This is a genomic window from Buchnera aphidicola (Formosaphis micheliae) (genome assembly GCF_039403185.1).
In the GTDB taxonomy this organism is placed as follows: domain Bacteria; phylum Pseudomonadota; class Gammaproteobacteria; order Enterobacterales; family Enterobacteriaceae; genus Buchnera_C; species Buchnera_C aphidicola_B.
In genome coordinates this window covers 360,520-374,468 of record NZ_CP135047.1, presented here as the reverse complement: position 1 = coordinate 374,468, position 13,949 = coordinate 360,520, and the positions used below count along the sequence as shown (strand labels likewise).

Annotated in this window: 12 protein-coding genes and 1 tRNA gene; 9 read left to right on the top strand and 4 right to left on the bottom strand. The window is 23.8% G+C overall.

Features of this window, described 5'->3' with window-relative positions; translation table 11 throughout:
• Positions 1–148: 148 nt before the first annotated feature.
• Both rplM and rpsI read left to right on the top strand, forming a co-directional pair.
• Positions 149–577: a 50S ribosomal protein L13 gene (rplM, locus tag RJX12_RS01565; RefSeq protein WP_343192017.1), complete on the top strand. Its 429-nt coding sequence runs from the start codon at positions 149–151 to the stop codon at positions 575–577.
• 18 nt (positions 578–595) lie between these two features.
• Positions 596–991 carry a 30S ribosomal protein S9 gene (gene rpsI / locus RJX12_RS01560; RefSeq protein ID WP_343192016.1) on the top strand — a complete coding sequence of 132 codons (396 nt, stop codon included), beginning with the start codon at positions 596–598 and terminating at the stop codon, positions 989–991.
• 369 nt (positions 992–1,360) lie between these two features.
• Here rpsI and cgtA read toward each other — a convergent pair whose 3' ends face one another.
• The 4 genes from cgtA to RJX12_RS01540 form a co-directional block, all read right to left on the bottom strand.
• On the bottom strand, positions 1,361–2,371 hold the full coding sequence (gene cgtA, locus RJX12_RS01555) for an Obg family GTPase CgtA (protein WP_343192015.1): 1,011 nt from the start codon (positions 2,369–2,371) through the stop codon (positions 1,361–1,363).
• 197 nt (positions 2,372–2,568) lie between these two features.
• The gene (rpmA, locus tag RJX12_RS01550) at positions 2,569–2,829 is read right to left on the bottom strand and encodes a 50S ribosomal protein L27 (RefSeq protein ID WP_343192014.1); all 261 of its coding nucleotides are present in this window, start codon (positions 2,827–2,829) and stop codon (positions 2,569–2,571) included.
• Positions 2,830–2,832: 3 nt separating this feature from the next.
• Entirely contained in the window at positions 2,833–3,159 is a 327-nt protein-coding gene (gene rplU / locus RJX12_RS01545) for a 50S ribosomal protein L21 (RefSeq protein ID WP_343192013.1), read from the bottom strand.
• Between the two features lie 801 nt (positions 3,160–3,960).
• Positions 3,961–4,215, bottom strand: coding sequence for a BolA family protein (locus tag RJX12_RS01540; RefSeq protein WP_343192012.1), 255 nt, complete (start codon positions 4,213–4,215; stop codon positions 3,961–3,963).
• Between the two features lie 192 nt (positions 4,216–4,407).
• On the opposite strand from RJX12_RS01540, the gene greA reads away from it, so the two are divergent.
• The 7 genes from greA (at position 4,408) to infB (ending at position 13,889) form a co-directional block, all read left to right on the top strand.
• Positions 4,408–4,887 carry a transcription elongation factor GreA gene (greA, locus tag RJX12_RS01535; RefSeq protein ID WP_343192011.1) on the top strand — a complete coding sequence of 160 codons (480 nt, stop codon included), beginning with the start codon at positions 4,408–4,410 and terminating at the stop codon, positions 4,885–4,887.
• A gap of 228 nt (positions 4,888–5,115) precedes the next feature.
• A complete protein-coding gene (locus RJX12_RS01530; RefSeq protein ID WP_343192390.1) occupies positions 5,116–5,754 on the top strand; it encodes an RlmE family RNA methyltransferase in 639 nt (212 codons plus the stop codon).
• 48 nt (positions 5,755–5,802) lie between these two features.
• A complete protein-coding gene (gene ftsH, locus RJX12_RS01525) occupies positions 5,803–7,638 on the top strand; it encodes an ATP-dependent zinc metalloprotease FtsH (RefSeq protein WP_343192010.1) in 1,836 nt (611 codons plus the stop codon).
• Between the two features lie 1,242 nt (positions 7,639–8,880).
• Positions 8,881–9,108 (top strand): preprotein translocase subunit SecG, encoded by a 228-nt coding sequence (gene secG / locus RJX12_RS01520; protein ID WP_343192009.1) that lies wholly within the window; start codon positions 8,881–8,883, stop codon positions 9,106–9,108.
• Between the two features lie 151 nt (positions 9,109–9,259).
• Positions 9,260–9,348, top strand: a tRNA-Leu gene (locus RJX12_RS01515).
• Positions 9,349–9,742: 394 nt separating this feature from the next.
• Complete coding sequence (nusA, locus tag RJX12_RS01510; RefSeq protein ID WP_343192008.1) at positions 9,743–11,233, top strand: transcription termination factor NusA; 1,491 nt, start codon at positions 9,743–9,745, stop codon at positions 11,231–11,233.
• A 16-nt stretch (positions 11,234–11,249) separates the two neighbouring features.
• Complete coding sequence (gene infB, locus RJX12_RS01505) at positions 11,250–13,889, top strand: translation initiation factor IF-2 (RefSeq protein WP_343192007.1); 2,640 nt, start codon at positions 11,250–11,252, stop codon at positions 13,887–13,889.
• Positions 13,890–13,949: the final 60 nt, after the last annotated feature.

Below are 13,949 nucleotides of genomic sequence, written 5' to 3'. Positions count from 1 at the left end.
TTTAATATATTTTCATTGATTACATTAATATAATATGTATTATATATTTATTGTTATCTTAACGTTAAGTATTTATTTTTAATAAATGTTGTGTAAATTTTATTAAAAAATAAAGTATAATAGAATTTATAGTTATGGGTAATTTTTTATGAAAAGTTTTTCAGCTAAATCTAATAATTGTACTAGAAAGTGGTATGTAGTTGATGCAACGGATAAGATTTTAGGTAGATTAGCAACTGTAATATCTACATATCTTCGCGGAAAACATAAAGTACAGTATACACCGCATGTAGATATAGGAGATTATATAATTGTATTAAATGCACAAAAAATATTAGTTTCTGGAAGAAAAAGATATAATAAAATATATTATCATCATACAGGATATATTGGTGGAATTAAAAGTTTTTCCTTTGAAGAAATGATTAATCGTTGTCCTCAGCGTATAATTGCATTAGCTGTTAAAGGTATGTTACCTAAAGGGCCTTTAGGTCGTACAATGTTAAAAAAATTAAAAGTTTATGCTAAAGATTCGCATAACCATATAGCACAAAAACCAAGTTTGTTAACTTTTTAAAAAGGATAATAAAAAATCATGACTGATATGCAATACAGTTATGGAACGGGTCGTCGTAAAAGATCTTCTGCACGCGTATTTATGAGATTAGGTACTGGTCGTATTATAGTTAATAAAAAAAAATTAGAGGATTATTTTTTTAGAAAAACATCATGTATGATAGTATATCAACCGTTAACATTAGTGGATATGTTAAATAAATTCGATTTTTATATTACTGTGAGAGGAGGAGGTATTTCTGGACAAGTAGGAGCAGTTCGCCATGGAATTAGTCGTGCTTTAATACAATATGATGAATCATTAAGGATAGAATTAAGAAAATTAGGTTTTGTTACACGTGATTCACGTCAAGTAGAACGTAAGAAAGTAGGATTTCGTAAATCTAGACGACGTACTCAGTTCTCTAAACGATAATGATAAAATGCGTATTACAAGTATTTATAGGAATCCGGAACAATGATTAACCGGGTTTCTTTATTTTATTAATATCTTTAGTAGTTCAATAATTATTATGTGAGATATTATAATATATTATAAATTTTATATATATTATAATATTTTATATGATTTATAACATTATTTTATATGTTTTTATTTTGATATTATTTATATAATATATGTTTATTTATTTAATATATACATGTAATGAATTCTACATTTCAATGATTCTTTAGTTGTGAATTAATAGTAAATTGATAAATATATTTTTTTTAAGAAGAGTGGTATTTAGAGTTATGATATCAGTTGTAAAACGGGTTAAATAATCCCGTTTTATATTTATTATCATGATTTTTTTTTTAAAAAATGTGCAATATCTATGCATAAAGATTTTGTATTAATTTTATTAACAGCAGAAATAATATAATATTTTTCTTTAGTATTTAAAACACTTAGAATGTTTTGTACTGTTTCATTTACTTTTTCTGTATTTAGTAAATCTATTTTATTAAAGATTAACCATCTTGGTTTCTTATATAATTCTATATTATAATTTTTTAATTCATATATCACAGTTTCTATATTTTTAACGATTGTAGAGTTATTATATGAGTAAATATCAATTATATGTAAAAGTAAACTACATCTTTCTAAATGTTTTAAAAATTGAATACCTAATCCAATACCTTTAGATGCATGTTGTATTAAACCTGGCAGGTCAGATATTATAAATTTTTTTTCTTGATTAATTTTAACAACACCTAATATTGGTTTTAATGTTGTAAATGGATATTCAGCAATTTTCGTATTGGCATTTGAAATAGATCGTACTAAAGTAGATTTTCCTGAATTAGGTAAACCTAAAGTACCAACATCAGCTAGTAATATTAGTTCTAATAATAGTTGTCTTTTTTCACCAGTTTTTCCAAGTGTTTTTTGTTTTGGTGTTCGATTTGTAGAAGATTTAAATCGAGTATTTCCTAATCCATGCCAACCACCTTTAGCTATTAATAGTTGGGTGTTATTTATTAACATATCTTCAATGACTTCATTAGTTGGTATATTAATAATTCTTGTACCTATTGGTACTAAAATAGTAATATCATTCCCTCGTTTTCCAGTACGATTTTTTGATAATCCATTTTTTCCATGACCTGCAGAAAATATTTTATTGAATTTAAAATTTATTAATGTAGTTATATTGTTTGTTGCTTGCAACCAAACGTTACCTCCGTTACCTCCATTTCCTCCGTCAGGACCTCCTTTTGGTATATATTTTTCTCTTCTAAAACTGACACATCCATTCCCTCCATTTCCAGCTATTACATGAATTATTGCTGTATCTATAAATTTCATGTTATTCCTTAATTTATCATAAAGTTATTTGATACAATGTCAATTATTTTATAATACATAATTATTAATTGTAGTAACTTAGTAAATATTTATTTATAAATTGAAATATTGATTCTAATATTTTAATATTATATATAAAAAATAAAAGATCTCTTATAATTTTAAGAGATCTTTTAATATTTAGATCAGATAAAAAATTAATTATGTTTAATAATATTTATATATTTTTTTCTTTTAATTCCTTTTATTGTAAATTGTATAATTCCATGTGTTGTAGCAAATAAAGTGTGGTCTTTTCCACAACCTACATTAGTTCCTGGATGAAATTTAGTTCCACGTTGTCGAACAATAATACTACCTGAAGATACATATTCTCCTCCAAAACGTTTAACTCCTAAACGTTGAGCATTAGAATCTCGTCCATTTCTAGTAGAACCACCTGCTTTTTTATGAGCCATATATTAATTATCCTGTTGATTGTTAATTATTTTTTCAATTTTTACATCAGTAAATTGTTGCCTATGTCCTTGAGTTTTTTTGTAATGTTTACGTCTATTAAATTTTATTATTTTTATTTTTTTATGTTGTCCGTGTTTTTGTATATAGCCTTCTATTAAATAATTTGATAAAATTGGAGTACCTATTTTTGTTGTGTTAGAATCAGTAATCATTAATATTTCTTTAAAATTAATTAATTCTCCTATTTTTAAGTTAATTTTTTCTAATCTAATGATTTGTCCTATTTTTACTTTGTGCTGTTTACCGCCGCTTATAAATATTGCGTACATAAATGATTCCTAGTCACATAACTTTTATGTCATAAATATAATCTATATAAAATATTTATGTAAAAATATAAATATAATATAAAATATTTTGAAATATATTTTTTTGTGTATATTTATTTTAGATAAAATAATGAATTTAATATAATTATAAAGTAATATGTTTTATTATATTTGCTGCATATTTTAATTACGTTTTTAAAAGAATATTTGTTAAATAAGTGTATAATTTTTATATATTATATCATAATAGATTATATCTTTATGATGTTAAAAAATTACGTTTATGTGATAGTACATAACGATTATTATTAAATTTAAATGTATAAATATTAAAATAATAATTAAATGATAGATTATATATTAAAATATAATGTATAAGTTATTATTTTATATATAGTAAAATAATTTTAATTTTATTTCTTATAATATTAATTATTATTATTTTTTTAATAAGCAATAAATTATGATAGTAAATACGTTATAGCTGAATATATTATTTAATATAGATACAATATAGCATATTGATAATAATTTATTACTTTATTAAAGATACATTTTATTTATTTTTTATAAGTTTATATTAGAGTTTATTTAAATATTTTAATATATAAGTGTCATAAATATATTTTATATTATCAGATATTATTGATATATGAATATGACTTTATTTTTTTTGATGTTTATGATTATAACAATAAAAGTAAATTGAGTGTTTATTATAAATGTACAATATTTTTGTAGGATTGTAATTTATAAAATATAAATTGAGATATGTTATTTTAAATATGTATAAACAATGTATTAAATATTGTAAAGTATTTTTTTTGTACTCCATTCTTTTGGAGAGTAAGACTGTATAGAAATAGCATGAATTTTTTTTTCTAAAATATCTTTTGTTAAATATGTATAAATACTTTGTTGTCTTTTAACTTCATTCATTCCTTGGAATATTTCTCCGATAGCAATAATATGGAGATGATTGTTATTTCCTGTAATATAAATTTCATTAAGTGATAGTTTATCTTTAAGTAATGTTTTTATTTTTTTAGTATCCATTTTTATATTATTTTAAAGTAATGTTTTTAATAATATTATAATATAATACAAAAATTTAATAAATATTATTTATATAAAATAATTATAAAATATATTTTTTATTATATAAGATTTATAGTTTTTGTCAGATTACATTTTATTGTTTAATTTAAAATATTCATTTTAATTAAATCATATTTTTAAGGTGTATATATGAAACAAAAGATTCCGATGACTATTCATGGTGCTGAAAAACTGATAAAAGAATTGAAAAAACTAAAAGAAGTGAAACGATCTAACATTATTTCAGCAATAGCTGAAGCGAGATCGCATGGAGATTTAAAAGAAAATGCAGAATACCATGCAGCTAGAGAAGAACAGAGTTTCTGTGAAGGGAGAATTCAGGAAATTGAAACTAAATTATCAAATGCTTATATTATTGATATAACCAAAATATTAAATGTAGGTAAAGTAATTTTCGGTGTTACAATAACTATTTATAATATTAATACAAAACAACAATATACATATAAGATTGTAGGGGATGATGAAGCAAATTTAAAACAAAATTTAATTTCTATTAATTCTCCTATAATTAGAGGTTTGTTAGGAAAGAAATTAATGGACATTGTAGAGATTAATACACCTAATGGTATTATATATTATAAAATATTAAAAATTGACCATATTTGATAAAATAAAATATTTTTATCTATATGAATGTAATTATTTGTATTAAATATTAATAAAATATATTGATTCAATTATTTTATTTTAATTATTTAATATATTTTTTTTTCGTTATTTTTGTATCATATTTATGTAATAATATTTTTATAGATATACATTTTTATAGTAATACAAAAAAAATTAATTATATTATTTATTTGGTTTTTATTTAAATGTTTTAATAGAAAGGATATATTAATTTATGAAAAAAAAAATAAATCTAAATGTTGGATTCATAGACATTTAAGTGATAAATATGTCAAATTATCATACCAGAAAGGGTTTAGATCAAGATCTATATTTAAGTTAAAGGATATTAATAATTCTGATAAATTATTTACGTCTGGCATGACAGTAGTAGATTTAGGATCAGCTCCTGGTAGTTGGTCAGAATATGCAGCGAAAAAAATAGGAAAATATGGTAAAGTAGTAGCTTGTGATGTATTACCTATGTTACCTATTAAAAATGTGCATTTTATTCAAGGTGATGTGAGAGACGAAATAGTATTGTATAAAATATTAAATTATTTAGAATATAAATCTGTTAATGTTTTGATGTCTGATATGGCTCCAAATATCAGCGGGTATTCCGCTATTGATATTCCTAAATTTATTTTATTATGTGAATTAGTTTTAAATATTTCTAATATAATATTAATAGAAGGTGGAACATTATTGATAAAGTTATTTCAAGGAGAAGGATTTGAAGAATATTTAAAAAAAGTTTGCACCTTATTTTCCTCAGTACATGTTCGTAAGCCAAATTCTTCTCGATCTAATTCTAAAGAGATATTTATTGTAGCAGCTAAAAAGAAAAAGATTACATCTTAGACTGTTTTTTTAATATATTTTTGATATGAGGTTAATACCTTGAGTAACATGGTTAAAAATCTGATGATTTGGTTAATTATTGCAGTTGTATTCATGTCTATATTTCAAAATTTTAATTCTTATGATGGAAATATACATAGAATAGATTATTCAACTTTTTTGTCAGAGGTTAATAAAAATAAAATTCGTGAAGTACGTATTAATGGACACGAAATTAATTTTATTAAAAAAAATAATAATAAATATAAAACATATATGCCAATAAATGATTTTAAGTTACTGGATACTCTTATCTTAAAACATATTAGAGTAATTGGTGAAGCTCCTCCAGAACCAAGCTTAATTACATCTATTTTTATATCTTGGTTTCCGATGTTTTTATTAATAGGTGTTTGGATATTTTTTATGCGTCAAATGCATATTGGTGGTGGAAAGGGAGCTATGTCTTTTGGAAAAAGTAAAGCTCGTATGTTATCAGAAAATGAAATAAAAACTACGTTTTCTGATGTAGCCGGTTGTGATGAGGCAAAAGAAGAAGTAAGAGAATTAATTGAGTATTTGAAAGAACCTAGTCGTTTTCAAAAATTAGGTGGAAAAATACCAAAAGGTATCTTGATGGTAGGACCTCCTGGAACAGGAAAAACATTATTAGCTAAAGCTATAGCTGGAGAGGCTAAAGTACCTTTTTTTACAATTTCAGGATCTGATTTTGTTGAAATGTTCGTAGGTGTAGGTGCTTCTAGGGTACGTGATATGTTTGAACATTCAAGAAAATCAGCTCCATGTATAATGTTTATTGATGAAATTGATGCTGTTGGACGACAAAGAGGTACTGGTGTTGGAGGAGGGCATGATGAGAGAGAACAGACATTAAATCAAATGTTAGTAGAGATGGATGGTTTTGAAGGAAATGAAGGTATTATATTAATAGCAGCTACTAATCGACCAGATGTGTTAGATCCTGCTTTATTACGTCCTGGTCGTTTTGACAGGCAAATCATTGTGGCTTTACCTGATATCAAAGGAAGGAATCAAATTCTTAAAGTTCATATGAGTAAAGTCCCTTTAGATAAAGATGTTAATTCTATGGTTATTGCTAGGGGAACACCTGGTTTTTCTGGGGCAGATTTGGCAAATTTAGTTAATGAAGCAGCGTTATTTGCTGCTCGTATTAGTCGTCATACGGTATCTATGTCAGAATTTGAACAAGCTAAAGATAAAATAATTATGGGATCAGAACGTCGTTCTATGGTAATGAGTGAATTACAAAAACAAATTACAGCATATCATGAGTCTGGACATGTTATTGTTGGACGATCAGTTCCTGATCATGATCCAGCTCATAAAGTTACGATTATTCCTAGAGGTCGAGCATTAGGTGTTACAGTTTTTTTACCAGAAGAAGATTTAATTAGTGTTAGTCGAAGAAAGTTAGAAAGTCAAATATCTACTTTATATGGTGGGCGTTTAGCAGAAGAGATTATTTATGGAGTAGAAAATATATCTACAGGATCTTTTAATGACATAAAGGTTGCTACTACATTAGCTAGAAATATGGTTACACAATGGGGGTTTTCAGAAAAATTAGGTCCATTATTATATACAGAAGATGAAGACGAAATATTTTTAGGTCGTTCAGTATCAAAAGCAAAGCATATGTCAGATGAAACTGCTAAAATTATTGATGAAGAAGTAAGACAGTTAATAAATGTTAATTATCAGCGTGCAAAAAATATTTTAAATAATAATATGGATATATTACATGCGATGAAAGATGCATTAATAAAATATGAAACAATTGATTCGTCACAAATTGATGATCTAATGGCTAGAAAAAAAGTTCGTGATCCAGTTAATTGGATAGATCATGCATCTGTTAATTAAATTTGAATATGTAACTATCTTTACGAAATAAAAATGATTGTTATGTGTGATAGCATAACACATATTTTACAAATTAATCCTATCCGTTAGATAACATTAAATTATTTCTTAATAATGATTTTTTATTTTTTTATATTATTTTGTATTAATTATAGTTTATTTAAATATATTGTATAGTTTTATTATACTATCACATATATTAAAATACTTTTATAAGGATTATACTGTTGACGTCATGATAGTTATTATACATTTTAATGTGTATGAAAATAAGATATAAAATGTATAATAGAGCGTTTTTTATTAGTTAATAAATTATAAACGACTATCTCTTAATCTTGATATGAATTAAGAGATAGTTAATTTATATTAGATTTGATTATTGTTTTTAAAGTTCACAATTATAAAATATTTTTTTATGAAAAATATGTATATTGAGTAGAAATAAATGAAATTAGTTTTATATATTATAAATTACACTGTAGTATGTAAAATATATTATTATTTTTTTAATAGTATTAAATGTTATGGAATTATAAAATATATTATATTTTAAATAGATATATGATTAAGTTAAATGGTATAAGTTAAAAATATTTAAATTATTGTGGTTGATATAATACTATAAATTGGATTTTTATGTTAATTTAATGTTATATAAAAGCATACATATATTTTAATTAATATATTCAATAAATTTGTTATAAATGTGGTATAGTATACTAAATTATATTTATTTAACAAACGTAAGTTTATGTATAGTAAATATTTTTATGTTTAAGAAATAATTGTTTTAATATGATATTTTGTTTTAAATAAATATAATATTTTTTGTATTATTATAAAATATTAATAAAAATTATAATTAATGTTTTTTTAAATTATTGTTTGTATTGTTACTATAAAATAAATTATCACGTAATTATTTTATATTTTATAAATATTTATTTTTTTTAATTAAAAAATATAATTTTATGTGATAAATATAATTATCATAAATACATAATATATTTATGTTATTAGTTTATATAATAATATTATTAAATATTTTTATTGTGTACATAATTAATATTAATTAGTATTTTTACGTTTAGTATCTCTTGTCATAATAATTTATATATTTTATTTGATTGTAACCATTATCATTATATATATTTAATAAAAGTATTGATTTATTTTATTTAATAAATACCGATTAAAAATATAACATTAAGTTAATTATTGAAATAGGAATACTTGAATATGTATAATGTTTTTTTAGGTTTATTAATGTTTGTATCAGTAATATTAATTTTTTTAATTATTGTACAAAAAGATTATAATCTTAATTCGTCTTATTCGTCTAGTCATGTTGAAAAATTATTTACTTGTTTAAAACGAAATAAACATATTGTTTATATTACTATTATTTTTGCTACGTTATTTTTTTTGATTAATTTAGTATTATGTAATTTTCATGGACATCATTAAATGATAACAATGTAAATAATAACATGTACATTATAACAATATAATGTATATTATTATATCAATAATAGAATTTTTGTGTATTTATACATATTTAAATATTTTATGTAATTAGTTATCGATAATATAAGATATTTTTATGTTGTTTATGGTAGCCGAGGTGGTGAAATTTGGTAGACACGCTACTATGAGGTGGTAGTATCTTATGCACAAGATATACGGGTTCGAATCCCGTCCTCGGTAGAAAAAATATTTGATATCTTATGAGTATTTCTCAGTTATTATCGAATTCTATTAATATTATAAGTAAATAATACCTCCCCGAATATTCGGGTTTTTTTATTCATATTAAAACTGTTAATTTTTAATAAGTTTTTAAAAATTTTTTAAAAAGTAATTCAAAGTTAATATATATATATATTTTATGAAAATAAAATAGTATTTTTACTGTTAGTGATTTCATAATATTTATATTTTTTATTTGAATGATATTAGTATGTTATTACAATAATAATTAAACTTTTCAATGGATAAATTAATTTATGTTGGTAGTATTAATATTCATTAAATATAAATTATATGTTAAATATATTAATTTAGTTTTTTACTATTACAGTTTAAAATTGGGGTAATTACGGTGAACAAAGATATTTTATCTGTAGTAGCAGCAGTATCCAATGAAAAATCTTTACCACGTGAAAAAATATTTGAAGCATTAGAATGCGCTTTAGCTTCAGCAACAAAAAAGAAAAATAATCAAGAAATAGATGTACGAGTTCAAATGAATCGCGATAATGGGGAATTTTTTACATTTCGTCGATGGTTAGTAGTTGGTCAAGTTACACAACCAATGCGAGAAATTACATTAGAAGCAGCTCGTTTGGAAGATAGCTCAATACAACTAAATGATTATATTGAAGAACTTATGCCGTCAGTAACTTTTGATCGTATCGCAACTCAAACGGCAAAACAAGTAATTGTTCAGAAAGTAAGAGAAGCAGAACGAGCAATGATAATTGAACAATTTCAAAAATATAAAGGAGAAATTATTACTGGAGTGGTAAAAAAAATTAATAGAGATAACATTATTTTAGATTTAGATAATTATGCTGAAGCATTAATTCTTAAAGAAGATATGTTACCCAGAGAAAATTTTAGATTAGGTGATCGTATTAGAGGTATTTTATATGCTATTCATCCAGAAGTTCGTGGGGTTCAATTATTTATGAGTAGATCTAAATCAGAAATGTTGATTGGATTATTTCGTATTGAAGTTCCAGAAATTGGTGAAGAAATTATTGAAATAAAAGCAACAGCTCGTGATCCTGGGTCTCGATCTAAAATTGCAGTGAAGACGAATGATAAAAGAATAGATCCAGTTGGCGCTTGTGTTGGGATGAGAGGAGCTCGTGTACAAGCAGTATCTAGTGAACTATGTGGAGAGAAAATTGATGTTGTTTTATGGGATAGTAATCCTATTCAATTTGTTATAAATGCGATGTCTCCTGCTGATGTATCTTCTATTGTAATGGATGAAGACAATAATACAATGGATATTGCAGTAGAATCTATTAATTTAGCGCAAGCTATTGGTAGAAATGGACAAAACGTTCGGTTAGCTTCACAACTTAGCGGATGGGAATTGAATGTAATGACAATTGACGATTTACAAAAAAAACATACAGCTGAGTCACATGTCATTAGATCTAATTTTATTAAATATTTAAATGTTGATATGGAAATAATTGATATTTTAATAGAGGCAGGTTTTTCTTCTTTAGAAGAATTAGCGTATATATCTTTAAAAGAATTATCTACATCGTTTAGTATAAATGAAAATATAGCTAAAAAAATTCAAACTAATGCTATGAATATTGTAACAATTAAGGAATCGGAGAAAAAAGAAAATGATATAACATATGGTATAACAGAGGAAATATTAAATTTAGAAGGAATGAGTTTAAACTTAGCTATAGGTTTGAAGAATATCAATATTACCTCTTTAGAAGAATTAGCTAATCAATCTATTGATGATTTGATTGATGTTGAGGGATTAGATATGAATAAAGCAGGTAAACTAATTATGGAAGCACGTAATATTTGTTGGTTTAGTAATAATAATACCTGATATAGGAAGAGATGGAATGGTTGATTTAAATATAAAATTGTTAGCACAAGAACTAAATATATCAGTAGATGAATTAATTAATATTTGTTCAAAATTAGGAATTTTAGAAAAAACGGGTAAATTTATAAATATATCGGATAAAGATATTTTATTAAAGAATATACATAAAAATTTAAATACTGTTAAAAAACCTATTACTTTACAAAGAAAAACACGTAGTATTTTAAATGTAATCAGTAATTCAGGTAAAAATAGATCTATTCAAATTGAAATTAGAAAAAAACATACGTTTTTTAAAAATAAAATAGAAAGAAATAAATTATTAGAGAATAAAAATAATATTAATCATATGTTAAATGATAAAAGTCATGTCAATATTAATAAAATTCAAGAAGAATTAATAATCGAACATTCTGTAAATGACAAAAAAAAAATAACTACTTCAACAAAAAATAAAATAATTAATGATAAAATTATAAGTTTAAAATTAAGTGATAAGTCTATTTCAATAAAAAAATGTAATCATAATAATTATAACTATGATGTAAAAAATACGAAAAATAAGTCAAATAATTGCATTTTTCTTAAAGAAGAAAAAAAAATATTTAAAGATAAATTAAATCATAGAATAGATAAAAAAGATATAAAAAAAGAATATCGTTCAATTAATTTTCTTAATACTCGACATACGGAATATAATGATTTAAAAGAAATAGATAGTAAGCGTCGTACAAAAAATAAAAAGATTAAAAATATACATAATAAAAAAAATTATATTACGACACTAAATATTAAGAAAGATCAAGAAGAAAGTAAATCTATTTTTTGTGTCAGTAATAATTATAAAAAAAAGAATTCAAATAGTTTATTACAACAATCTTTTAAAAAACCGATACAAATTGTAAACAGAGATATTTTAATAGGCGAAAAAATAATAGTATCAGAATTAGCTAATAAAATGGCTGTAAAAAGTGCTGAATTAATTAAAAAAATGATGAATCTTGGTATAATAGTTACAATTAATCAAACAATAGATAAAGATACAGCTCAGTTAATTGCTGAAGAAATGGGACATAAAGTTATTGTACGTAATGAAAACGAATTAGAAGAACTATTAATCAATGATATAAAACGTTGTAACAGTAAAGCTAAAATATCTTTGAGATCACCTGTAGTTACTATTATGGGGCATGTTGATCATGGAAAAACGTCGTTATTAGATAGTATTAGATCTTCCCAAGTTGTTTCTCAAGAAGCAGGTGGAATTACTCAACATATTGGAGCTTATTGTGTAAAAACAAAATATGGCATTATAACTTTTTTAGATACACCTGGTCATGCTGCGTTTACAGCTATGAGAGCAAGAGGCGCACAAGTAACTGATATTGTTATATTAGTTATTGCAGTGGATGATGGTATTATGCCTCAAACTATAGAATCTATTCAACATGCAAAAGCTGCGAATGTTCCTATAATTGTAGCTATGAATAAAATTGATAAAATAGAAAATAATATTGATAAATTAAAAAAAGAATTAATGAAATATTCTATTGTTGCTGAAGAATGGGGAGGAGATAATATATTCGTTAATATTTCTGCTAAATTAGGACAAGGTATTGATAATTTACTTAATGCAATTTCATTACAAGCGGAAATGTTAGATCTAAAAGCATTTTTTAATGGAATGTCAAGTGGAATAGTAATAGAAGCGTTTCTTGATAAAGGACGTGGCCCGATAGCTACAGTATTAGTGAGGGAAGGTGTTTTAAAGCAAGGTGACATATTAATATGTGGGTGTGCTTATGGAAAAGTACGTGCAATGAGAGATGAGAATTGTAATTTTATCGTAGAAGCTGGTCCTTCTATACCAGTACAAATATTAGGATTATCTCATGTACCTAATATTGGAGATATATTCACTGTTGTTAACAATGAAAAAAAAGCACGTGATGTAGCTTTATATCGTCAAATAAAATATCGTGAAACGAAGTTATCTGGTTATAAAAGAATAAAATTAGAAAACGTTTTTAATAATTTATCTATTTCAAATGGTATTACTGAATTAAACATTGTTTTGAAATCAGATGTACAAGGTTCTTTAGAAGCCATTTCTGATGCTTTATTAAAATTGTCTAATCAGGAAGTAATAGTTAAAATTATTGGTTCAGGAGTAGGTGGTATTACAGAAACAGATGTATCTTTGGCAGTTGCTTCTAATGCTATTTTGTTAGGATTTAATGTTAGACCTAATTCTTCCGCAAAACGTATGATTCTATTAGAAAATGTTAATATTCGTTATTATTCTGTAATTTATCAATTAATTGAAGAAGTAAAACAATCTATTTTAGGTTTGTTATCTCCTAAACATAAACAGGAAATTATTGGTTTGGCTATTGTAAGAAGTATTTTTAAATCACCAAAATTTTCTGAAATTGCTGGTTGTATGGTTACTGAAGGTATTATAAAAAAAAATAAATCTGTTCGTATATTAAGAAATAATACAGTAATTTATCAAGGTGAATTAGAATCGTTACGTCGATTTAAAGAGGACGTTGTAGAAGTTAGAAAAGGAATGGAATGTGGTATTGGTATAAAAAATTATAATAATATTCATATAAATGATTTAATTGAAGTAATGGAAGAAATTGAATGTTAATTAAATTATATTACGTAAGACATAATATTAGTATGAATGTATTGAATTTATTTTTTTTGA

Coding starts and splice junctions, on each gene's coding strand:
- rpmA (WP_343192014.1), bottom strand. CDS start 2,829: ATGGCTCATAAAAAAGCAGGTGGTTCTACTAGAAATGGACGAGATTCT.
- rplM (WP_343192017.1), top strand. CDS start 149: ATGAAAAGTTTTTCAGCTAAATCTAATAATTGTACTAGAAAGTGGTAT.
- infB (WP_343192007.1), top strand. CDS start 11,250: ATGGTTGATTTAAATATAAAATTGTTAGCACAAGAACTAAATATATCA.
- RJX12_RS01540 (WP_343192012.1), bottom strand. CDS start 4,215: ATGGATACTAAAAAAATAAAAACATTACTTAAAGATAAACTATCACTT.
- rplU (WP_343192013.1), bottom strand. CDS start 3,159: ATGTACGCAATATTTATAAGCGGCGGTAAACAGCACAAAGTAAAAATA.
- rpsI (WP_343192016.1), top strand. CDS start 596: ATGACTGATATGCAATACAGTTATGGAACGGGTCGTCGTAAAAGATCT.
- greA (WP_343192011.1), top strand. CDS start 4,408: ATGAAACAAAAGATTCCGATGACTATTCATGGTGCTGAAAAACTGATA.
- cgtA (WP_343192015.1), bottom strand. CDS start 2,371: ATGAAATTTATAGATACAGCAATAATTCATGTAATAGCTGGAAATGGA.
- ftsH (WP_343192010.1), top strand. CDS start 5,803: ATGGTTAAAAATCTGATGATTTGGTTAATTATTGCAGTTGTATTCATG.
- secG (WP_343192009.1), top strand. CDS start 8,881: ATGTATAATGTTTTTTTAGGTTTATTAATGTTTGTATCAGTAATATTA.